This window comes from Jatrophihabitans sp. YIM 134969 (assembly GCF_054456675.1).
In genome coordinates, this window is sequence record NZ_JBTJEQ010000018.1 from 34,030 (window position 1) to 56,007 (window position 21,978).

The 21,978-nt window shown below is 73.6% G+C and carries 20 protein-coding genes and 2 tRNA genes; 12 read left to right on the top strand and 10 right to left on the bottom strand.

All coding sequences use genetic code 11. The features are described 5' to 3' along the window. Positions 1-26 precede the first annotated feature (26 nt). Together xylB and ACXR2U_RS11440 are read left to right on the top strand one after the other, a co-directional pair. Positions 27-1,448 (top strand): xylulokinase, encoded by a 1,422-nt coding sequence (gene xylB / locus ACXR2U_RS11435; RefSeq protein WP_458825144.1) that lies wholly within the window; start codon positions 27-29, stop codon positions 1,446-1,448. A gap of 16 nt (positions 1,449-1,464) precedes the next feature. Next, on the top strand, positions 1,465-2,640 hold the full coding sequence (locus ACXR2U_RS11440; RefSeq protein WP_458825145.1) for an ROK family protein: 1,176 nt from the start codon (positions 1,465-1,467) through the stop codon (positions 2,638-2,640). Here ACXR2U_RS11440 and ACXR2U_RS11445 read toward each other — a convergent pair whose 3' ends face one another. Then, the gene (locus tag ACXR2U_RS11445) at positions 2,641-3,561 is read right to left on the bottom strand and encodes an aldose 1-epimerase family protein (RefSeq protein WP_458825146.1); all 921 of its coding nucleotides are present in this window, start codon (positions 3,559-3,561) and stop codon (positions 2,641-2,643) included. It abuts the gene before it with no gap. After that, complete coding sequence (locus ACXR2U_RS11450) at positions 3,558-4,253, bottom strand: siderophore-interacting protein (protein ID WP_458825147.1); 696 nt, start codon at positions 4,251-4,253, stop codon at positions 3,558-3,560. Before ACXR2U_RS11450 ends, ACXR2U_RS11445 begins: the two co-directional genes overlap by 4 nt. Before the next feature lie 36 nt (positions 4,254-4,289). Here ACXR2U_RS11450 and ACXR2U_RS11455 point away from each other — a divergent pair, with 36 nt between their 5' ends. Beyond that, complete coding sequence (locus ACXR2U_RS11455; protein WP_458825148.1) at positions 4,290-5,651, top strand: L-serine ammonia-lyase; 1,362 nt, start codon at positions 4,290-4,292, stop codon at positions 5,649-5,651. A gap of 120 nt (positions 5,652-5,771) precedes the next feature. Here ACXR2U_RS11455 and ACXR2U_RS11460 read toward each other — a convergent pair. After that, positions 5,772-5,861 (bottom strand) — tRNA-Ser (locus ACXR2U_RS11460). 212 nt (positions 5,862-6,073) lie between these two features. Here ACXR2U_RS11460 and ACXR2U_RS11465 point away from each other — a divergent pair. The 7 genes from ACXR2U_RS11465 to ACXR2U_RS11495 all read left to right on the top strand — a co-directional run bounded on the left by ACXR2U_RS11465 (position 6,074) and on the right by ACXR2U_RS11495 (position 13,112). After that, on the top strand, positions 6,074-6,289 hold the full coding sequence (locus tag ACXR2U_RS11465; protein WP_458825149.1) for a hypothetical protein: 216 nt from the start codon (positions 6,074-6,076) through the stop codon (positions 6,287-6,289). Between the two features lie 54 nt (positions 6,290-6,343). Next, positions 6,344-6,419, top strand: a tRNA-Arg gene (locus ACXR2U_RS11470). A 197-nt stretch (positions 6,420-6,616) separates the two neighbouring features. Then, positions 6,617-8,002, top strand: a complete 1,386-nt coding sequence (locus ACXR2U_RS11475; RefSeq protein ID WP_458825150.1) for an MFS transporter — start codon at positions 6,617-6,619, stop codon at positions 8,000-8,002. Positions 8,003-8,629: 627 nt separating this feature from the next. Further along, a complete protein-coding gene (locus tag ACXR2U_RS11480; RefSeq protein WP_458825151.1) occupies positions 8,630-9,928 on the top strand; it encodes a GGDEF domain-containing protein in 1,299 nt (432 codons plus the stop codon). A gap of 216 nt (positions 9,929-10,144) precedes the next feature. After that, a complete protein-coding gene (locus tag ACXR2U_RS11485; protein WP_458825152.1) occupies positions 10,145-11,281 on the top strand; it encodes a transcriptional regulator in 1,137 nt (378 codons plus the stop codon). Further along, positions 11,278-12,303 carry an ABC transporter ATP-binding protein gene (locus tag ACXR2U_RS11490; RefSeq protein ID WP_458825153.1) on the top strand — a complete coding sequence of 342 codons (1,026 nt, stop codon included), beginning with the start codon at positions 11,278-11,280 and terminating at the stop codon, positions 12,301-12,303. Before ACXR2U_RS11485 ends, ACXR2U_RS11490 begins: the two co-directional genes overlap by 4 nt. After that, positions 12,300-13,112, top strand: a complete 813-nt coding sequence (locus tag ACXR2U_RS11495) for an ABC transporter permease (RefSeq protein WP_458825154.1) — start codon at positions 12,300-12,302, stop codon at positions 13,110-13,112. Before ACXR2U_RS11490 ends, ACXR2U_RS11495 begins: the two co-directional genes overlap by 4 nt. On the opposite strand, the gene ACXR2U_RS11500 is transcribed toward ACXR2U_RS11495, so the two are convergent. Continuing rightward, complete coding sequence (locus ACXR2U_RS11500) at positions 13,102-13,998, bottom strand: hypothetical protein (RefSeq protein ID WP_458825155.1); 897 nt, start codon at positions 13,996-13,998, stop codon at positions 13,102-13,104. The two genes, ACXR2U_RS11495 and ACXR2U_RS11500, sit on opposite strands and share 11 nt — an antisense overlap. Beyond that, entirely contained in the window at positions 13,995-16,010 is a 2,016-nt protein-coding gene (locus tag ACXR2U_RS11505; protein ID WP_458825156.1) for a hypothetical protein, read from the bottom strand. Before ACXR2U_RS11505 ends, ACXR2U_RS11500 begins: the two co-directional genes overlap by 4 nt. Positions 16,011-16,224: 214 nt before the next feature. Here ACXR2U_RS11505 and ACXR2U_RS11510 point away from each other — a divergent pair, with 214 nt between their 5' ends. Beyond that, entirely contained in the window at positions 16,225-16,794 is a 570-nt protein-coding gene (locus ACXR2U_RS11510; protein ID WP_458825157.1) for an ATP-binding protein, read from the top strand. On the opposite strand, the gene ACXR2U_RS11515 is transcribed toward ACXR2U_RS11510, so the two are convergent. Continuing rightward, entirely contained in the window at positions 16,785-17,207 is a 423-nt protein-coding gene (locus tag ACXR2U_RS11515; protein ID WP_458825158.1) for a pilus assembly protein CpaE, read from the bottom strand. The genes ACXR2U_RS11510 and ACXR2U_RS11515 overlap by 10 nt on opposite strands. A gap of 95 nt (positions 17,208-17,302) precedes the next feature. Between ACXR2U_RS11515 and ACXR2U_RS11520 the strand changes: the two genes are divergently transcribed. Beyond that, complete coding sequence (locus ACXR2U_RS11520) at positions 17,303-17,623, top strand: GNAT family N-acetyltransferase (protein ID WP_458825159.1); 321 nt, start codon at positions 17,303-17,305, stop codon at positions 17,621-17,623. A 98-nt stretch (positions 17,624-17,721) separates the two neighbouring features. On the opposite strand, the gene pstB is transcribed toward ACXR2U_RS11520, so the two are convergent. From pstB to pstS, 4 genes are all read right to left on the bottom strand, one after another. Then, positions 17,722-18,501, bottom strand: coding sequence for a phosphate ABC transporter ATP-binding protein PstB (gene pstB / locus ACXR2U_RS11525; RefSeq protein ID WP_458825160.1), 780 nt, complete (start codon positions 18,499-18,501; stop codon positions 17,722-17,724). Between the two features lie 32 nt (positions 18,502-18,533). Next, positions 18,534-19,454, bottom strand: coding sequence for a phosphate ABC transporter permease PstA (gene pstA, locus ACXR2U_RS11530; RefSeq protein ID WP_458825161.1), 921 nt, complete (start codon positions 19,452-19,454; stop codon positions 18,534-18,536). Continuing rightward, positions 19,451-20,518: a phosphate ABC transporter permease subunit PstC gene (pstC, locus tag ACXR2U_RS11535; protein ID WP_458825204.1), complete on the bottom strand. Its 1,068-nt coding sequence runs from the start codon at positions 20,516-20,518 to the stop codon at positions 19,451-19,453. Before pstC ends, pstA begins: the two co-directional genes overlap by 4 nt. Before the next feature lie 253 nt (positions 20,519-20,771). Continuing rightward, positions 20,772-21,905, bottom strand: a complete 1,134-nt coding sequence (gene pstS / locus ACXR2U_RS11540; RefSeq protein WP_458825162.1) for a phosphate ABC transporter substrate-binding protein PstS — start codon at positions 21,903-21,905, stop codon at positions 20,772-20,774. Between the last annotated feature and the right edge of the window lie 73 nt (positions 21,906-21,978).

Sequence of the window (21,978 nt, forward strand, 5' to 3'; positions counted from 1 at the left end):
GATCGCGTTCGGGGGAAGAGAGAGTCATGACACTGGTGGCCGGAGTCGACTCGTCGACCCAGTCCTGCAAGGTCGTCATCCGTGACGCCGAGACCGGCCAACTGGTGCGGGAGGGGCGGGCGAAGCACCCCGACGGCACCGAGGTCGACCCGCAGGCGTGGTGGGTGGCGCTCGCCGAGGCGGCCGAGCAGGCGGGCGGGCTCGACGACGTCGCGGCCATCGGCGTCGGCGGGCAGCAGCACGGCATGGTCTGCCTCGACGCGGACGGCCGGGTCGTACGCGACGCCCTGCTCTGGAACGACACCCGCTCGGCCGGCGCCGCCGAGGACCTCATCCGCGAACTGGGAGGCCCGGCCGCCTGGGCCGAGGCCGTCGGCACCGTGCCGGTCGCGAGCATCACCGCGACCAAGCTGCGCTGGCTGCGCGACCACGAGCCGGAGAACGCGGCGAAGGTGGCCGCGGTCTGCCTCCCGCACGACTGGCTGACCTGGCGGCTGCGCCGGGCGCTGGGCAGCGACGACCTGCCGCCGCTCGACGAACTCTGGACCGACCGCGGCGACGCCAGCGGCACCGGTTACTGGTCGCCGAGGGGCGAGGCCTACCGCAGCGATCTGCTCGAACTCGCCTTCGGCGCGACCCCGCACCTGCCGCAGGTGGCCGGGCCGAGCCAGGTGGTGGGCGAGGCCTTCACCGGCGCGAAGCTCGCCCCCGGCACCGGCGACAACGCCGCGGCCGCGCTCGGCGTGCAGGCCGGCCCGGGCGACGTCACCCTCTCGATCGGGACGTCCGGCGTCGTCGGTGCAGTGAGCAACGTTCCCACCGCGGACCCGTCGGGTTCGGTGGCAGGATTCGCCGACGCCACCGGCCGTTTCCTCCCGCTGGCCGTCACGTTGAACGCCGCCCGCGTGCTCGACGCTGCGGCCGCGATCGTCCAGGTGCCCATCGCCGACCTGGCCGAGCTCGCCCTGCGGGCACCGTCGGCCGCGGACGGCCTCGTCGTCGTTCCCTACCTGGAGGGTGAGCGCACCCCCAACAAGCCCGACGCGCTCGGGGCGATCCACGGCTTGCAGCTGTCGACCGCCACCCCGCAGCACCTCGCCCGGGCGGCCGTCGAGGGCATGCTCTGCGGCCTCGCCGACGGCATGGACGCCATGGTCGCGGTCGGTGTCGAGGCCGAGCGGTTGCTGCTCGTCGGCGGCGGCGCGAAGTCCGAGGCCGTCCGCCGCGTCGCGCCCGAGGTCTTCGGGCTGCCCGTCGCCGTCCCGCCGCCGGGCGAGTACGTCGCCGACGGTGCCGCGCGGCAGGCCGCGTGGGTCCTCACCGGCGGCGACGAGCCGCCCGTCTGGCCGGACCACGGCGCCACGGCGGCCGAGGAGTACACCGGCGCGGCCGTTCCGCGGATCCGCGAGCAGTACGCCGCGGTGCGCGACCTGACCGCCTCGCGGTGAGACCCTCCTGACCGTGATGTCGCAGCCGCCGCGCCCCGCCCCCGCGGGCGGGGTCGACGTCCGCGGCCACAACGCGTCGCTGGTGCTCACGGCGATCGCCCACTCGACCGACGACCCGCGCTCCCGGGCGCAGATCGCGGCCCTGACCGGGCTGACCCGCGCCACGGTGTCGACGCTCGTCGACGAACTGGCCGCCGCGGGGCTGGTCGAGGAGCTGGGCGCTGCGGCGAGCACCGGGCGCCCGGGTCGTCCCGGGAGCCCGCTGCGCATCGCGCCGCACGCGCCGGTCGGTGTGGGGGTCGAGATCGACGCCGACGTCCTCGCCGCCACGGCCGTCACCCTCGACGGCCGCACGGTCGCGAGCCGGCGCACGCCCCAGGACCTGCACGCCGAGCCCCCTGACGAGGTCGTGGCGCGCGTCCGGGACCTCGTCGCGGACCTCGTGCCGGACGTGCCCGTGGCAGGCGTGGGCGTCGCGGTGGCCGGTCTCGTCGACGGCAACGGGGTCGTGCGCACCGCCCCGAACCTCCAGCACTGGGACGGCGCTGACCTCCGCGCCGCTCTGGCCGCCGCCACCGGGCTGCCGGTCACGGTCGACAACGACGCCAACCTCGCCGCGCTCGCCCACCGGCACGCCCTGCACCGCACCGACTTCGTGTTCGTCTCGGGCGAGATCGGTGTCGGTGCCGGGTTGGTGCTCGGCGGCCAGGTGTTCCGCGGCGGCCACGGGTTCGCCGGGGAGTTCGGCCACGTCGTCGCCGACCCGACCGGGCCGCCGTGCGGCTGTGGGGGGTCGGGGTGCGTGGAGCAGTACGCGGGCGAGGGCGCCCTGGCCGCCGCGGTGGGCCTGGCGTCGCCCTACGACCCCGAACACCGGGCCGAGCTGGTCACGGCGCTCACGGGCACCGCCGACGGCGCCAGCGCGATCGCCCGCGCCGGTCGCGCGCTCGGTGTCGGGCTGGCCTCGCTCATCAACCTCGTCGACGTGGACGACGTGGTGATCGGCGGGCTGTTCGCCGAGATCGCCCCTCAGCTCTCACCGGTGCTCGTCGCGGAGCTGGCCCGGCGCGTGCCCGGCCGCGAGCCGCGGATCTCGGTGTCCTCGCTCGGCGCCGACGCCGCGATGCACGGCGCGGCCGTCACGATGGTGCAGCAGGTCCTGCGCGAACCGCTCGACCTCGTGCGGGGCTGATCAGCCCTCGAGCGCGGCGATCCGCAACGCCAGCGTGTGCGAGGCGCCCGGTTCCAGGACCACGAGGTCGGTGCCGCTGTTGTAGGCGTCGGGCGGGCAGCTCATCGGCTCGACGGCCATCCCGATCCGGTCGCGGTCGGGTTCCGGACGGTCGGCGGTGTGGATCTGCACCCACGGCTCGGGATCGCCGATCTCCAGCGCCACCCCGCTGCCGTCGGCCGTGCGCACCTCGACCCGGCGGCCGGTGAGCCCGGTGTAGGCGTGGTCGATGCGGGTCTCGCCGATCGCGCGGGCTGTGCGGAAGTCCAACTCGGCGGGCACCGGGGCGACGCCGCGGGGCAGCAGGCGGTCGGGGTCGACCTCGAGCACCTCGCCGGCGGGCACGAGCAGGGTCCAGTCGTCGACGTGACCCGGGCCGGCCACGAGGTACGGGTGCACGGAAGCCCCGTACGGAGCGGGTGATCCGCCGTGGTTCGTGGCCGTGATCTCCCAGCGCAGGCCGTCGTCGTCGAGGCGGTAGTGCACGGCGACGTCGACGAGGAACGGGTAACCGGTCTGCGGCCAGATGCGGGCGCCGACCGTGACGTGGTCGGGTCCGGAGTCGACGACGCCGAACGGCAACCACGAGACCAGCCCGTGGATGGCGTTGTGCCGGTCGACCTCGTTGATCGGCAACTGCTGCTGCGCGCCCTCGAAGCTGTAGTGGCCGTCGGCGATCCGGTTCGGCCAGGGGGCGAGCACCGAACCACGGTGGTTCGGGCAGACGGTGTCGAGCGGCCAGCTGACGACCAGGTCGCGGCCGTCGAACGTGAGCGAGTGCAGACCTCCGCCGACCTCCGTGACGGTCGCGGCGTACCGGCCGTGCGTGATGGTGGTGACGGTGCCGTTCGGCGATTCCGGGCCGTGGCCGCTGGCGCTCATGACGACGATCCTGCCCGCCGCGGGTCCTCGCGGTTCCAGTAGCCCTTGGCGTGGAGCCGACCGCGCGGGATCCCGGCCGCGAGCAGCACCTCCCGCACCGCCGCCGTGACCCGGCTCTCGGCCAGCACGTAGGCGGCGTCAGCAGGGGTGGCGCCGAACTCCGCGGCCGCGGCCACGAGCACGTCGGGTTCGCCCGCAGGACGACCGTCACGGTGCCGCCACCCCACACCGGGGACCGGCTGCTCCTCGCCGACGCCCGCGATCTCGACGACGGCCGTCACGGCGCCGGTCAGGTGGGGGAGCAGTTCGAGGACGGCGGGCAGGCCGGCGTCGTCGGCGAGCACCAGCACCCGGTCGCCGGTCAGGACGTCGGCGCCGGCGCGCGGCCCGTAGAGCACGACGTCGTCACCGGGCGCGGCGGTCTGGGCCCAGGTCGCCCCGGGTCCGTGACCGTGCAGCACGGCCTCGAGGGCCAGGGTGTGCGCGGCGGGGTCGGCCGCCCGCACGGTGTACCGACGCCGGATGGTGCGGCGGTCGGGTTCCTCGGGGTCGGGCAGGACCACGGCGACGTCCTGGAGCAACGTTGCAGTGGGCAACGTCGGGGCCTGGACCACGATTCGGCGCATCAACGGCGTCAGCGACGTCGCCGACACGATCCGACCCGGGTGCTCCGCGGTCCGCACGACTGCCACGGGCCGCGAGTGTAGGTCCGGGTGCAGGATGGGGGCGTGGCGGTCAGCGTGTTCGATCTGTTCTCCATCGGCATCGGACCGTCCAGTTCGCACACGGTCGGGCCCATGCGGGCGGCCGCGCGGTTCACCCGCTCCCTGGTCGAGGACGGCTTGGCGCGGGACGTCCACCGTCTGCACGTCGAGCTGTTCGGTTCGCTCGGCGCGACGGGTCACGGCCACGGCAGCGAGCGGGCGGTCGTCGCGGGCCTCGAGGGCGACGAACCCGAGACGGTCGACCCGTCGTCGTTGGCCGACCGGCTGGCCGCGGTGCGCGCCACCGGGCGACTCCGGCTGCCCGACGGCACGACCGTTGCACTCAGCAACGACGATCTCGTGCTCCACCGGCGCAAGACCCTGCCGTTCCACCCCAACGGCATGGTGTTCCAGGCGTTCGGCGCGGACGACGTGGTGCTGCGCGAGCGGGAGTTCTACTCGGTCGGCGGTGGTTTCGTGGTCGACGAGCACTCGGCTCGCGTGGTCGAGGACTCCACGCCGGTGCGCCGCCCCTTCGACACCGGCGCGGACCTGCTCGTGCGGTGCCGCGAGTCGGGGTTGCCGATCAGCGGCGTGATGGCGGAGAACGAACTGTCGTGGCGATCGGCCGAGGAGGTCGACGCCGGCCTGCGCCGGATCTGGGCGGCGATGCAGGACTGCGTGGCCCACGGCATCGCCAGCGAGGGGACGCTGCCCGGGGGTCTCAAGGTGCCGCGCCGTGCGCCCGCGCTGTACCGCCACCTGTGCCTCGAGACGCCCGGTGACGACCCGCTCGGCGCGATGGACTGGCTCAACCTCTGGGCGCTCGCGGTCAACGAGGAGAACGCGGCCGGCGGCCGGGTGGTCACCGCCCCGACCAACGGCGCGGCGGGCGTCATCCCCGCGGTGGCGCACTACTACCGGCGCTACGTCCCGGGCGCGACCGACGAGGGCGTGCTGCGCTTCCTGCTGACCGCGGCGGCGATCGGCGTGCTCTACAAGCAGAACGCGTCGATCTCCGGCGCGGAGGTCGGGTGCCAGGGGGAGGTCGGCTCGGCGTGCTCGATGGCTGCGGGCGGGCTCGCCGAGGTCATGGGCGGCACGCCGCACCAGGTCGAGAACGCCGCCGAGATCGGCATGGAGCACAACCTCGGGCTGACCTGCGACCCGGTCGGCGGGCTGGTCCAGATCCCCTGCATCGAGCGCAACGCGATGGCCGCGGTGAAGGCGGTCAACGCCGCCCGCATCGCGCTGCGCGGCGACGGCCGGCACGTGGTGAGCCTGGACAAGGTCATCCGCACCATGCGCGAGACCGGCGCCGACATGAAGGTGAAGTACAAGGAGACGGCCCGTGGCGGGCTCGCGGTGAACGTCATCGAGTGCTGACGCTGCCCTGGGGAAAGCGGCGGAGGCTCCGGGATTCGAACCCGGGATGGGCCCCCGACCCAAACCGCATGAGCTGTGCGGCGCTCGCGGAGCGGGGCGTCGCACCAGCGGCGGACAGGGCGGAGGCTCCGGGATTCGAACCCGGGATGGGCTTGAGACCCAAACCGCATTAGCAGTGCGGCGCCATAGACCAGACTAGGCGAAGCCTCCAACACGGTCGGCGGGTCGAGACCTGCTGACCAGTGCGTCGGAAAGGGTACGGCACACCCCGCCGACGCTCGTACCGGTGTGCCGCGACCGGGTGCGCCCGGACGGAGTCGATCACCGGCGCGCCTCCCTCGTCACACCTGCCCCACCCACCACGCTGGGCGTCGGATCCCGTGCGCGTCGGTGCGTGGGCCGGAGTCGGGCGAGGTGATCGCATGACCGCAGTGGCACGGCCACCCCGCGGCATGGTCGGGGGCGGGGCCCAGCACGCCGCCGCCGAACCGACCGACGTCGGCACGTCGGGCGACTACGTCGGCCGGCACCGTCGTGACGACCGCGCGCGCCACCCCCACGCCGGCGCGGCGGTGCTGGCGCTGATGTTGGCGTGGATCCCGGCCGCCGCGGCCGGACGCGGCCGCCACCGTCGCTGACCCGGGCCCCCGCACCGGACCGGTCGGCACCGCCCGCTAGACTGGCCGATCGTTGCGCCCGTAGCTCAACGGATAGAGCACTTGACTACGGATCAAGAGGTTAGGGGTTCGAATCCCTTCGGGCGCACCACAGTTCCAGGCCGGGAGACTCCGGTCGGCCGTCGGCATCACGATCCGGCATCACCGATGATCGCGCCGCACCGGCGTTTCCGTGAATGTCCCTGATGTCCTAGGCTCTGCCAGGCCACGGTCCGCCCGGTCGTCGTGGCAGCCGCCTGGGGGGTGCGGGATCCAATCCCCGGGCCTGGTCACGAGGCGGAACAGGTAGTGAGTCATCCGGAGACCCCCGGCTCCGCGGTACGGCCCTCGGCCACGCCCGACGACGACCCCGCTCTCGACCCCACGCCCGGCGTGGCCGAGGGTCGCGCTTCGGCGGTGAAGTTCGGCCTGGCCCTGCGCAGCGGCGAGTTCCGGGCCCTGTGGTTCGCCGACACCATCTCGGCCATCGGAACCCAGGTCTCGCGCGTCGCGTTGTCGCTGCTGGTCTACGGCGAGACCGGCTCCGCGTTGGCCTCGGCCGCGGTCTTCGCCCTGACGTTCCTGCCGACGCTGATCGGCGGGGCGCTGCTGTCCGGGTTCGCCGACCGGGTGCCGCGCCGCGGCCTCATGGTCGGCATCGACAGCGTCCGCACCCTGCTCGTGGCGTGCATGGCCCTGCCGTTCCTCCCGCTGCCCGCCGTCGCCGTCCTCGTCTTCTTCGCCGTGCTGCTGGACTCACCGTTCCGGGCCGCCCAGACGGCGCTGCTGCCGCTGGTGCTCGAGGGGGAGGCCTACGAGGTCGGGACGGCGTTGCGGACGATCACCGTCCAGGCGGCGCAGTTGATCGGGTACGGCCTCGGCGGGCTGCTCGTGGCGTGGACCAACCCCCGCATCGGGTTGGCGGTCGACGCCGTGACGTTCGCGATCGGCGCGCTCACCGTGTGGATCTGGGTCAAGCCGCGGCCGGTGCCCGAACGCGAGCGCCACCACGAGGGCGCCTTCCGCGACTACCTGCGCGGGACGACCCAGGCGGCGTCGATCATCGTCCGCTCGCCCTCGTTGCGGATCTTCGTCAGCCTGGCCCTGCTGTCCGGCGTGTACGTCGTCCCGGAGGGCCTCGCCGCGCCGTACGCCGCCTCGATCGGCGCCGGCAGTGCGGCCGTCGGGTTGCTCATGGCCTGCGACTCGGCAGGCTCCGCGCTCGGCGCGTGGCTGCTGATCCGGATCGTGCCCGAGTCGCTGCGTCACCGCTCGATGGCGGCGATGGCGATCCTGCCCGGCCTCATCCTCGTGCCGATGCTCGCGCACCCCTCGTTGTGGGTGACGGTCCTGCTGTGGACCCTCGCGGGGATCTTCAGCGTGTTCCAGATCCCGGCGTCGGTGGCGTTCGTCCGGGAGGTCCCGGACAGCAGCCGCGGCCAGGCCATGGGTCTGGTCATCAGTGCGATGCTCACCGCGCAGGGCGTCGGTGTCCTGCTCGGCGGGGTCGTGGCCGAGGCGAGCGAGCCCATCGACGCGATCGTGCTCTTCGCGCTGGTCGGGGCCGGGTGGGCGGCGTGGCTCGCGGTGTCGTGGTCACGCGTACGGCGTCGCGGTGCCTCGGCCGGCGAGGCCCCGGGTGGCGCGGTGCCCGTCCAGGGCCAGCCGGAGGCGGCGGTGGACGAGCGGGCCTGAGCGGCCTGGTCTGTCGGAGCGGCCGTTCGATCGGGCCGTTCGGGTCGAGCGTGGCGCGGGATCCGCCTCGAGCGGGTCGCGCGGTGGTTCACCAGTTCTTGGTCATCGCGGGGTCTCCAGTGCAGGGGTCGGGGGTCTCCGGGCACTCCGGGCGGTCACCAGTTCTTGGTCACGTCAGGTCTCCTCGGCGTCTCGTGGTCGTGCGGGCTGCGGTGGCGGGTTCACCAGTTCTTGGTCACGGGGTCCTCCAGGTCGTCCAAGTCGGAACGGTCGTCACGGTCGGGTGGGGGTTCACCAGTTCTTGGTCACGGCTCGAGTCCTCGTCGTCGTCGGGGGTCGGGGGGTCGGTCCGGTCGTCACCAGTTCTTGGTCATCACGTCTCCGCGGGGGGTCGAAGGGGCAATTCCGTGCGGCCCGGCACGAAGAGCCCCGTGTCGACGAGCGGCGTCCGTCGTCGACCGGAGTGGTACGTGCCTGGGATGCACCGATCATGACCGTTTCCGCCCGCCGTCCTGACCACCTGGCACGAAGCGGCCCCACCTCATGCCAGCCTCACGTGTGCAAGGGATTCCGGTCCTGGGTGGCGATGTGGTGGCGGTGCACGCGCGGCCTTGCGATGCTGACGGGGTGACGGTGGGCGAGGACGGCGGACGCACCTCCGCGCCGTCGCGCCTCGCGGTCAACGGGTACGTCGGCCTGGTCATCGTCGTCGGCGTCGCGGTGGCGGCGGCCGGGGCGTGGACCCAGCGGGTCGACAGCACCGACCTGCGGACCTTCGCCGTGCTGTCGGCGCTGGCCGTCAGCTACGACCTGTTCGCCCGCCGGGTCGAGCTCATCCGCCGGCGGACCGCGTCCGGCCCGTACGTGATGATGGACTCGGTCTGGGTCATCGCCGCCGCGGTCAACCTGCCGATCGTGCTGGTCGCGGGCGTCATCGCCCTCACCCAGGCCCACCAGGAGTACCAGGGCCGCCGGATCGGCAACGGCAAACCCGTCGCGCGCGTCGCGTTCAACACCGCCGCGGCCCTGCTGCCCGCGGCCGCCGTCGCGACCCTCGTCGACCGCACCGGGGCGCTCGACGTCCGCGGCACCGGCTCGGCCGCGATGACGGCCCCTCTCGTCGTCGCCGTCGCCGTGGTGGCCTTCGCGGCGCTCAACACCGCCATCGTCGGCATCGTGATCGCGCTGAGCAGCGGTGAGCGGCGGTTGCGGAACCTGGTCGGCACCGCGACCGAGAACCTCGTCGAGTTCGCGACCCTCACCCTGGGCGTGCTGGTCGGGGTGGCGATGACCTTCGACATCTGGCTCGCGCTGCTCTCGGTGCCGATCCTGGTCCTGTTGCAACGCATCGCCCTCGTCGACCACCTGGAGTCCGCCGCCAGCGAGGACGCCAAGACCGGCCTGCTCAACACGGCCGCGTGGAACCACCTCGTCGACCGCGACCTCGAACGGGCCAAGGCGAGGTCCGTGCCCGCCGCCGTCATGGTCGTGGACCTCGACCACTTCAAGCGCGTGAACGACACCTACGGCCACCTCACCGGCGACGCCGTGCTGCGGTCGGTGGCCGAGTGCATGCGCGGCATGCTCCGTGACCGTGACCAGGTGGCGCGTTTCGGGGGCGAGGAGTTCGTCGCGTTCCTCCCGGGCGCGGACGCCTCCGAGGCCTGCAAGGTCGCCGAGCGTCTGCGCCAGCGGATCGAGGCCATGCGCGTCGCCCCGGTCGCGCCACGGGTGGTGGGGCCGGCGGGCGCGCCGCTCGACAGCGAGGCGTCGTCCGTGCGCGAGTCCGTCCGGATCACCGTGAGCATCGGTGTCGCGGCGCACCCGGAGCACGGGGACGCCCTCGAGGACCTGCTCGCCCGGGCCGACGCGGCGCTCTACGAGGCCAAGAACGACGGCCGCAACCGGATCCGGACGGCGGCCTGACACCGGACGAATTCGGCTGAATCGGGAGCGTGACAGCTTTAAACGTCGGTCCCTTGGCAGGAACTTGCCAGCAACTTTCGGTGCCAGAAGTGTCTCGTCGACCAGATTGCTTTCCAGGGGACCCGTCTCCCCGGGGGAAGTTCGCCCACCGCGGCGTTGCCTGAGCATCCGCCCCCGACCTGAACCGTTCCCCGCCCTCGGTTCGTAGCCTGTGGTGTGAGTCGCTGGAGTTGGCCGGTGCGGTGGGCGGTGCCCGCCGTCCTCGTCGTCCTGCTCGCGCTCACGCCGTGGGCGGTCGGCCGGTGGCAGGCGCGCCCGGCCGCGGGCACCGCCGACGTCTCCGCATCCGAGGTACTCGCCCGCGTGCAGGCGGCCCGCGCCACCCCGTGGTCGGGTCTGGCCGAGACACGCGGTGGGCTCGCCCTGCCGGTCACCGACGTGTTCTCCGACCTCGTCGACCTCGCGGGTTCCACGGCGACCGCGCGGGCGTGGTGGAGCGGGCCGCTCGCCTGGCGGGTCGACCAGCTGAACCCGGTCGGGGAGATCGACACCATCCGTGACCCCGGCGGCAGCTGGCAGTGGGACTACCAGAAGGCCCGCGCCACCTTCACGCCGCTCGCGCCCGACATCCCCGTCCGGTTGCCCCAACTCGCCGACCTGCTGCCCCCGACGCTCGGCGCCCGCCTGCTCAGCGAGGCCCGACCCGACGAGGCGAGCCGACTGCCCGGGCGGGAGATCGCGGGGCGCGACACCCTCGGCCTGCGGATCCGTCCGGCGGAGTCCGCGTCGACCGTCGACCACGTCGACGTCTGGGCCGACGTCGCCACCGGGGTGCCGTTGCGGGTCGACGTCGTCGGCCGCGGCGCATCGCTTCCCGCGATGTCGTCGACGTTCCTCGACGTCGACCTCACCGCGCCGACGCAGGAGCAGGTGACCTTCACCCCGCCCGCGGGCGCCGAGGTGCGGCGCCAGACCGACCCGGGGCAGGCCGACCTGGTGAACGCCGTCAACGTCTACTCGCGGGTCCGGCCACCCGACACGCTCGCGGGCCTCGACCGCAGCGACCGCACGCCGGGCCTCGGCGCGGTCGGCGTCTACGGCCGCGGGGTCACCGAGCTGGTCGCCGTGCCGCTGCTGGAGCGCTTCGCCGGCGGCGTCCGCGCCCAACTCGCCGACGCCGCCACCGTCGACCCCGCGACCGGACGGCTCACCCTGGGCGTCGGCCCCCTCAACCTGCTGGTCACCACCTCCGAGGGCGGCGGCCGGTTCTGGCTGCTGGCCGGGACCGTGACCCCGCAGACGCTGCAGACCGCGGCGGACCAACTCGCGACGTACGGGGGTTTCGACGGGTGATCCGCACCGAAGGACTGGTCAAGCGCTTCGGACGGATCACCGCCGTCGACGGCATCGACCTCGACGTGCACGCCGGCGACGTCTACGGCTTCCTCGGCGCCAACGGCTCGGGCAAGACCACGACGGTCCGCATGCTCCTCGGCCTCGTCGCCCCGACCGCCGGACGGATCGAGGTGCTCGGGCGGCCGATGCCGCGGGCGTCGCGCGAGGTGCTGCCGCAGGTGGGCGCGCTCATCGAGTCGCCCGCCGCGTACGGGCACCTGTCCGGCCGGTCGAACCTCGCGCTGCTCGACGCGTCCGGGGTCCGCGAGCCCGACATCCCCGGGCGGACCGCACCCGCGCGTTCCCGGCGGGCCCGCCGGGAACGGGTGGAGCAGGCCCTGGCCCAGGTCGGCCTCGCGGGCGTCGACCGCCGGCCCGTGAAGAACTACTCGCTCGGGATGCGGCAACGGCTCGGGATCGCCGGCGCCCTGATGCGCACGCCGCGGCTGCTGATCCTCGACGAGCCCACCAACGGCCTCGACCCGCAGGGGATCCACGAGATCCGCGACCTGCTCGTCGAGCTCAACCGGGCCGGGACCACCGTCGTGGTCAGCAGTCACCTGCTGGCCGAGGTCGAGCAGCTGTGCACCCGCATCGGGGTCCTCGACTGGGGTCGGCTGGTGCTGCAGGACGACCTGGCCGTCATCGAGGCGCCGACCGGGCGGGTCGAGATCCGCACCGACGACGCCGACGCCGCCGCGGACCTGCTCGGGCGCCGGCTGGTCGAACGCGACGGTGACCGGCTGGTCGCCGACGTCGCCCGCGACGACGTCCCCACCCTCAACGCCGACCTGGTCCACGCCGGGGTCCGGGTCCGCGGCCTGACGGCGCACCGCCGCAAGCTCGAGGAGGTCGTGCTGGCCGCCACCCGGGGATCCGGCGACCGCCCGGCCGAGTTCGCCCGCACCGACCGCCCGGCTGCCGCGGCGAGCGCCCCGACCTCGGTCGACCGGCTCGACGACGTGCGGGAGTCCCGGTGATCGCCGTCGAGCTGGGCAAGCTCGCCCGGCGCCCGCGCACCTGGCTGACCCTGCTCATGCTGGTCGCGTTGCCGGCGCTGGTGGCCGTGCTGCTCTCGTTCACCCGCCTCGCCCCGCGCCCCGGCACCGGACCCGCCTTCCTGTCAGCCGTGTTGAACAACGGCGCGCTGTTCTCGGTGGCGGCGCTCGCGATCGTGCTGCCGTTGTTCCTGCCGATCGCCGTCGCGGTCATCGCCGGCGACGCCATCGCCGGGGAGGCCCAGACCGGCACCCTGCGGTACCTGCTGGCGCGACCGGTCGGGCGGACCCGGCTGCTGGTCGCCAAGCTCGTCACGGTGTTCGTGTTCGTCGTCGTCGCGGTCGTGGTGGTGGCGGGCACCGGCTACCTCATCGGGACGGCCCTGTTCGGCACGTCGACGGGAGCCGGCACGGCCAGCATCTCGGGGACCACGCTGACGCAGGGTCAGATCCTGGTGCGCACGCTGCTCGCCATCGGCTACGTCGCGTTCTCGATGCTCGGCGTCGCGGCCATCGGGCTGTTCCTGTCGACCCTCACCGACTCGCCGCTCTCGGCCACCCTCGGGGCGCTCGCGTTCCTCGTGGGGTCGTCGTTGCTGCTCACCATCGACGCCGCCCGGCCGCTGCAGCCCTACCTGCCGACCCGGTATTGGCTGTCGTTCGTCGACCTGTTCCGCGACCCGATCCTCTGGCGCAACGTCGACCGCGGGATCGCGCTGCAGGCCGTCTACGTCGTGGTCGCGCTCGCCGCCGCCTGGGCCGTCTTCGCCGCGAAGGACGTCAAGGACTAGCGCAGGCGATGCCACCGGCGGCGCCGGGCACGACGGTCGAGAGCGGCGGCACGTCACCCGCCCCCACGACGGTGACGACGGCCTGCTGCGGGTCCGAACACACGGGGACGCCCCCGACCACCTCGACCGTGCGGGTGGCGCCGGCCGGTACCGCGACCGTGGTGGGGTTCCACGGCAGGGCGGCCCCGACCCGCCCGCCGACCGTGACCGTGACGGCGTCACTGCCGGTGTTGGTGAGCACGACGCCGACCCGCGCGCGGGCCCCGGTCGCCGCCAGTGCCAGCGGGACGGTGGGGTCGGCGAAGGAGGCGACGACCGAGGGCGCGCCGCCGCCGGGGCCGGGCGGTCGGTCGGTGAGGGCGACCAGGCCGCGGGCACCGAGGGCGAGGAGGGTCACGACGACGAGGACGGCGACGCCACCGACCGCCCCCCGCACCGAGACGCCCGGGCGCTGACGGGCGTCGGGATCGCCCAGCACGACGGCCGCCACCAGCACGACCGTCACCACCACCGGCCACACCGAGCGCACCGGGATGCCGGCCGCCCCGACCGCGAGCCCGACCAGCGCCCACACCGCGAGCGAGAGGGCTCCGCGCAGACACCACCGGGTGACCGGGTCGGTGTGCAGGCCGGGCAGGAACCGGGGCTGCAGGACGGCCCCGGGCAGGACCACCGCGAGCGGCACCCCGATGACGGCGGCGACCCCACCCGGGCGGAACGCGGCGAGCAGCAGCAGGACGACCAGCCCGACCAGGACGACGGCTCCCAGCGGGACCGTGCGCCCGTCGGTCGGGGCGGTCGAGGTGGCGGCGGCCGGGGAGCGGTGGTCGGACGCCCCGCCTTCCCGCAGCTTCGGGCGCGGGGCCGTCTCCGCGTGGTCGGTCACGAGCCGGCCGCCGGCACGACGGAGGGGGAGTCGGACCCGCGGGAGGCGCCCGGCACGGCCGGGCGGACCCGGTAGACCGTGGCCGACGGCGTGGTGAGGACCCGCACGAGACCCGGGTCGAGGGCGAGCGACGCGCCGTCGACGGGGGTGGCGCCGTCGACGGCGTCGGTGACCAGCAGCCACCCGACGTCCGCGTCGCGCAGCGAGCCCGGCAGGTCGGCCGCACCGCGGGTGGCGGGCAGCACACCGGGCACCAGCGTCCCCCCGCTGAGGGTCGCGACCACCGCGCCGAACTCCGGGTCCGAGGCGGCGAACCGGAAGTCCGGGCCGGCGAGGTCGGCCAGCCGGGCCGCGACCGCCAGCACCTCGGTGGTCGAGGCGGTGCCGGTCGCGACCACCGGGCCGCTGGGCTCGGCGGCCGACGGCGTGGTGGCCGCCGTGGCGCCGGGCGTCACCAGGGCCACGGCCAGGACCGCGCCGATCGCGGCGACGGGCAGGGGCACCCGCCGGTCGCGGCGCACGGGAGTCGGGGGTGTGGTGCCGCCCCGGCCGTCGGGCGAAACGGTGCGCGGCGGGCCGGAGCGGGCGACGACTCCCGCGCGGGTGTCGCGTTGGGCGTGGCGCAGCGCCCCCGAGACCGAGCGCTCGGGGGCGGCCGAACGGGTGCGGCGGGCGCCGAGGTCCCACACCACGAGCACCCCCGCCGCGACGAAGGGGGCGAGCGCTGCGGTCAGCACCGGCCAGAGGAGGACGGCGAGGGTGGCGGTCGGGGCGGCGGCGAGGCCGAGCAGGGAGATCGGGAACAGGGCGCCGACGACGAGCCCGAGCCGGGGTCCGGTCTCGTTCAACCGGCCACGCAGGCGGGACGCGCCCAGCCCCGCGAGCGCGAGGCCGAGGACGACCGCGAGGACGGCCAGGGCGACCTCGACCGGGCCGGTGGGCCACACCCGGTGGTGCTCGGCGCCGAGGCCCGCGAGGTCGCCGAGGACCGACCGGCCGGGCGGTGCGACCGACCACAGCACGGTGACGGCCATGACGCCGACCGCGACCGGCCACCACGCCCGGCGGACGTCGCGCCCGGCGACCGGCGGCGCGGTGACCCCCGCGGTCACGGCGCCGACCAGCAGGGTGAGCCCGACCAGGGTCCACGCCGCGGCGAGGTCGGACACGGCGGTCGCGGCCGCGAGGCCGACGCCGGTGACCGTCCACGCCAGGCGGGGGGCCGGCGTGGCGGCCGTCGCCGCCTGCACGACCGCGGCGAGCGCCCACAGCAGCAGCGCCAGGCCCAGGGTGGTGCCGCTGACCCGGGAGGTGGCGACGAGGACGGCGGGCCCGACCGACCACACGACGGCGGCCAGCACCGCGGTGCGTTCGCCGAGTCCGAGCGCCCGGGCGAGGCCGCGGACGCCGACCACGGCCGTCACGTGCGCCACGGCGACCACGACCAGCGCGCTGTGCCAGACCGTCAGCCCCGAGACGCGCCACACGGCGGTGGTGAGCGCGGCGAGGCCCGGCTGGTCGGTGACGACGGCGGGCAGTCGGTCGGGCAGCAGGCGGCCGCCGAGGCGCAGGTCCGCGAGCTGGGCGTAGCGCAGCAGGTCACCGGTGGTCGTCGGACCCGCGCCCGAGCGCAGCCCGACCGGCACCAGCGTCACCACCGCGACCGTGGCGAGCGCGGTCCACCGGGCGGCGGCGGTGGCGTCGCGGGCGCAAACGACCAGGGCGGCGGGCAGCACGGCGACGGCCAGCCCGAGCCAGGTCAACGCCGCGGTCCCGCTCCCGCCGTGCCCGGCCCGGCGGACGGCGAGGGCGACCAGGAGCGCACCGAGCACGCCGGCCGCGACGGTGCCGCCGAGGACCAGCCACGACCAGACGGCGCTGTGCTCGGTCCGCCGGGAGGCGTTGCGGACGACCTCGCCGGACTCGGTCCGCCTCGCCCCGGGCAGCAACCGGCTGCGGGGTGGGGTCGCCAGCGACGTGCCCGTCGCGCCCGTCGTTCCCGAGCCGGCCATGCCGTCGACCAGGTCCCCTCGCCGTCGGACCGACCTCACGCCGATCACGCAGTGCAGCGATCTTCCCGGACGCACGCGCACCTGGCGACGCAGACCGTGGAGCCCGTCCCCTCGTGTCGTGTGGTGAGGGGTCGTCGTCCGTGTCAGGATGCCGTTCGAGCGAGTCAGTCGCGTCCCCCCGCGCACTGTTCACACACCTGGGAGACGCCCGACCGTGCGCGACACCACCGAACCCGACGGCACCGAGCTGCCGGACGACCCCGTCACGGCGGGACCGTCCGCCGCGACCCGGCCGGGCGCGGTGCTGACCGGGACGGCCCGACTGCATCCCGACCGTGGTGCGGCCCGGCGGGCGCGGGCGCTGATGGCCGAGTGGTTGACCTCGTGGTGGGGACCTGCGGCCGGTGACTCCGCCGCCCGGTCGCAGCTGCGCGACCGGCTGGCCGTCGTGCTCTCGGAACTGGTGAGCAACGCGGTCGTGCACGGCGAGCGGGCGCCGGCGAGCTCGCCGCAGCTCGAGGTGGAGCTGCACGAGTTCGACGGCGTCGTGCGGTTGGTCGTGGCCGACCGCAGCCGCCGACCCGGAGAGGCCGCGTTCCGCCCGCCGGCCTCGCCACGCCTGCCCTCCACCGCCTCCGAGAGCGGCCGGGGCCTGTTCATCGTCGACCAGCTCGCCGACATCTGGCAGGCCGAACCGACGTCCGACGGCCTGGTCGTGTGGTGCGACTTCAGCCTCGACGGCCGGGAGCTGCCGCCGTCAGGGCGCCCCACGCATCAGGGCTGAGAGCCGCCGGTCAGGGTCGTGAGGACGGCCCGGGCGTAGGCGTCGGCGGCGGAGTCCGCGGTGCTGACCGCCTCGTCGCCCGCGGCCAGGTGCGTGACGGCCCAGGTGCCGTCGGCGCGCCGGTCCAGCCGGCGGAACGCCTCGCCCAACCGCTCGCGCAGCTGGTCCTCGGCGGGCAGCCACACGGCGTCGGTCTGGTCGACGGAGTCCAGGGCCCACTCGGTGGTGCCGTTGAAGCCGATGACGGTGTCCCCGCCCGCGGTCGGCGGCCGGTGCACCTCGACGGTCATGTCGGCGAGCACGAACACGTCGGCGTCCATGTCGCGGTCGACCACGGTGAACCGGTCGCCCGCGGTCGGCACCCACCGCAACCCGGCGTCACGGAGGGCGCGGGCGAGCTCCAGGGTGATCACCTGTCGAGTATGCGGGCGACGCGCTGGTGAAGTCCGGGTGAAGCTCAGGTCAGCAACGCGTGACGAGCCGCACGTCACGAGGGCACACTGCAGACGTGACCACGACAACGGACATCAAGGACGCGTCCGGCATCCGCGGCGACGCGACCATCGTCGAGCGGGTGGAGCAGCACCGGTACGAGCTGCACCTCGACGGTCAGGTCCGCGGTCTCGCCGTCTACTGCGATCAGGGCGACGTCCGCGCGATCATCCACACCGAGGTCGACGAACGGGTCCAGGGCCGGGGCTACGCGGGCGAGCTGATGGAGCGCGCGCTGGCCGACATCGCCCGCGACGGCCGCCGCGTCAACCCCGCCTGCGGGTACGCGGCCTGGTACATCGAGCAGCACCCGGAGTACCAGCGCCTGGTCGCCTGACGACGGAGAGGCACGGCGTTCGCGCCGTCCGGGAACCTCGCGACGCCGAACGGCCCCGCACCGATACGGTGCGGGGCCGTTCGCCGTCGTACGGGGTCTCAGCCGAAGCGGCCCGAGATGTAGTCCTCGGTGCGCTGGTCGGAGGGGTTGGAGAAGATCCGCTGGGTGTCGTCCATCTCCACCAGCTGACCGGGCCTGCCGATGCCCGAGAGGTTGAAGAACGCCGTCCGCTCGCTCACCCGCGCCGCCTGCTGCATGTTGTGGGTGACGATGACGATCGTGTACTTCTCCTTGAGCGACTGCATGAGGTCCTCGATCGCGAGCGTCGAGATCGGGTCGAGCGCGGAGCACGGCTCGTCCATGAGCAGCACCTCGGGCTCGACCGCGATGGCGCGGGCGATGCACAACCGCTGCTGCTGACCGCCCGACAGGCCCGCGCCGGGCTTGCCGAGGCGGTCCTTCACCTCTTCCCAGAGGTTCGCGGCACGCAGCGACCGCTCGACGGTCTCGTCGAGGGTCTTCTTCGGGATGCGGCCGCCCTGCAGCTTCAACCCGGCCACGACGTTGTCGTAGATCGACATCGTCGGGAACGGGTTGGGGCGCTGGAACACCATGCCGATCGTGCGGCGGACGTCGACCGGGTCGACCTGCGCGCCGTAGATGTCCTCGCCGTCGAGCAGCACCTGGCCCTCGACCCGCGCGCCGGGGATGACCTCGTGCATGCGGTTGAGGGTGCGGAGCACGGTGGACTTGCCGCACCCGGACGGCCCGATGAAGGCGGTCACCGAACGGGGGGCGATGGTGAACTCGACCTCGCTGACGGCGAGGAACTTCCCGTAGTAGATGTCGAGGTTCTTGACGTCGATGCGTTTGGCCATGGCAGATCCCTTGATGTCGAGAGAGGCGTGCGTCAGGAGGAGAGCTTGCTGCGGCGCGCGATCAGCCGGGCGAGCAGGTTGAGGACGAGGATGATCAGCACCAACGTCAGCGCGGTACCCCAGAGCCGGTCGGCCGCGAAGGTGTACCGGACGTTGCCGAGCTGGCTGACCTGGTCAAACATCAGGCCGGGCAACGAACCCTGGAAGCCGTTCAACAGGTCGAAGTTGATGAGCTTGGAGTAGCCCACCAGCACCAGCAGGGGAGCGGTCTCGCCGGCCACGCGGGCGACGCCCAGCATGATCCCGGTGATGATGCCGCTCGACGCGGTCGGCAGGACGATCCGCAGGATCGTCTTCCACTTCGGCACACCCAGCGCGTAGGACGCCTCGCGCAGCTCGTTCGGGACGAGCTTCAGCATCTCCTCGGTGGTCCGGACGATGACCGGGATCATCAACATGACCAGGGCCATCGACACCAGCCAGCCGGCGCGGTCACCGCCGAGGGTCGTGATGAACACGGCGTAGATGAACAGCGCGGCCACGATCGACGGGATGCCGGTGAGGACGTCGACCATGAACGTGGTGACCTTGGCGATCGGGCCGCGGCCGTACTCGACGAGGTAGATCGCGACCATGACCGCGATCGGCACCGAGATGACCGTGCACAACGCGACCTGCTCCGCCGTGCCGATGATCGCGTGGTACGCGCCGCCACCACCCGAGCGGTAGTTGATGCCCGCCTGGCTGTTGGTCCACCAGCTCGGGGACAGGATGGTCGACAGGCCGCGCGAGACGACGGTCCAGAGCAGCCAGACCAGCGGGATGAGCGCGAGCAGGAAGCACGCGTAGACCACGACGGTGGCGACCTGGTTCTTGGCCTTGCGCTTCGCCATCCCCTTGCCGGAGGCGAGGGGGGACGCCGTGCGCAGCGGGGCGACTCCTGTGGCGGTCATGCCTTCACTCCTCGCGAGACGACGAACCGGGCCGCGGCGTTGACCACGAAGGTCAGGACGAACAGCACCAGGCCGGCGGCGATGAACGGGCCGGTCGAGGCGGGGTTGCTGAACTCGCCGGCGTTGAGGGCGATCTTCGACGCGAAGGTCTCGCCGCCGTTGAAGATCGAGAAGCTGAACGGTGCGGTGTCGGCGACGGTCGAGAGGATCAGCGTGACGGCGATGGTCTCGCCCAACGCCCGGCCGAGGCCGAGCATCGCGCCGGAGACCACCCCCGCCTTGCCGTAGGGCAGGACCGCCATCCGGATCATCTCCCACCGGGTGGCACCGAGCGCGAGGCTCGCCTCGATGTTGGCGCGGGGGGTGCGCTCGAAGACGTCGCGGGAGACGGCCGTGATGATCGGCAGGATCATGATCGCGAGCACGACCGAAGCGGTGAAGATCGTCTGCACCGCGCGGCCCTGGTCGGAGAACAGCGGGATCCAGCCGAGCACGGCCTGGAAGGCCTTGCTGACCGGCTCGCTGAAGGCCGGCCCGAAGACCAGCAGACCCCAGACGCCGTAGACGATCGACGGGATGGCGGCGAGCAGGTCGACGACCCGCGCGACCGCGCCGGACAGCTTCGGCGGGGCGTACATCGTGATGAACAGCGCGATGCCGACGCCGACGGGGACGGCCAGCACCATCGCGATGACCGACGAGATCACCGTGACCCACAGCAGGGCGGCGATGCCGAAGCGGTTGCCCTCGACGTTCCACTCGCGCGACGTGAGGAAGTTGGCGTCGTCACCGGTGATGGCGGGCAACGCCTTGATGAGCAGGAAGGCGGCCACGGCCGCGATGACCAGCACCACGAAGACACCGGACGCGGTGGCGGTGCCGCCGAAGAGGCGGTCGCCGAGGCGGACCCGGCCGGACTGCGCGCTGGCGCCGCCACCGGGTCCGGCATCGCCCGGACTGTGCAGCACCTGCGCGGACGCCGGCGGTTCGTCGCCGCCGTCGTCGACCGCGGTCGCGGTACCGCTGGTCGCCGCCTCGAGTTCGATGAGTTCGCGGGCGGACATCCGCTGGGACGGGTCGGGCGGGGTGATCCCCGCAGGTGCGGTGGGCGCGGCGGCCGGCGCTGCGGGCGCCGTCTCCCGGCCGGGACCTGTGTGGGTCTCGGACATCTGCGACTCCGTGTCTGGGTCGAGGTGGTGGGGGACTGCTGGGGGCGGACCGAGGTCCGGACGCGGCACCGCCGCCCGGTCGGGATCCCCTGATCGTAGGAGCATCAGAGGGGTCCCGGGCCGGGCGGCGGCGCGCTGGGTCCGAGCGTCAGGCGATCTTCGCGACCGAGGCCTGGACCTGGGTGAGGATCTCGCTGGGCAGCGGCGCGTAGCCGAGGTCCGCGAGCGCGCCCTGGCCGTCGCCCGCCGTGTAGGTGAGGAAGGACTTGATGGCCTCACCCTTGGCGGCGTCGGCGTACTTGGAGCAGACGATCTCGTACGTGACGAGGATGAGCGGGTAGGCACCCGCCTCCTTCGTCGCGTAGTCGAGGCTCAGGGTGAGGTCACCGTCGGTGCCGGTCACCTTCGCGGCCTCGACGGCCTTCGACGCGGTGTCGGTGGTCAGCTCGACCGCGCCGCCGCCGTTGTCGATCTTGGCGACCGAGAGGTTGCCCTCCTGGGCGTAGGAGTACTCGACGTAGCCGATGGCGCCGTCGGTCGACTGCACGCCCTGCTGGATGCCGGCGCTGCCCTTGACGCCCTGACCGACCGCACCCGTGTTGTTGCTCCAGGTCTTGTCGGGGGTGTCGGTGAAGTCCTGGGGCGCGGCGGCCGCGAGGTACTTCTCGACGTTGTTCGTGGTGCCCGAGTCGTCCGAGCGGTAGAAGACCGTGATCTTGGTGCTCGGGAGCGAGACACCCGAGTTGATCGCGGCGATCTTCGAGTCGTTCCAGGTGGTGATCTTGCCGAGCAGGATCTGCGCCGCGACGCTCGGGGTCAGCGTGAGGTCGGTGACGCCGTTGAGCTTGTAGGCCAGGGCGATCGGGCCGACGACCATCGGGAGGTTCCACGCGGGCGAGCCGCAGGCGGCCTCGGCCGCGGTGGTCTCACCCTTGTCGGCGTTGAGCGCGGCGTCGGAGCCCGCCCAGTCGATCTGCTTGCCGGTGAAGTTGGTGACGCCGGCGCCCGAACCCGCGGTGCCGTCGTACTGGACCTTCTCGTCCTTGCAGACGCCCGCGAAGTCGGTGATCCACTGGTCCATGGCGTTGGCCTGGGCCGAGGAGCCCGCACCGCTGATGGACGACGAGCCGTCCGGGCAGCTGACCGAGGCGCCGCCGCCGGAGGCGCTGTCGCTGGAACCGCCGCCACCACCGGTGCTGTTGTTGTCGGAACCGCAAGCGGTCAGGGCAAGGGCGATCGCGGCCGCGCCGGCGATCGCCGCGCCGAGCCGTGTGGTCTTCACTCGCGTGAGTCCTTTCGTCGTGGACGGCTCCGTTGTCTCCGGAGCCTGTCTCGGAAGGTAGGCACGCGACGTG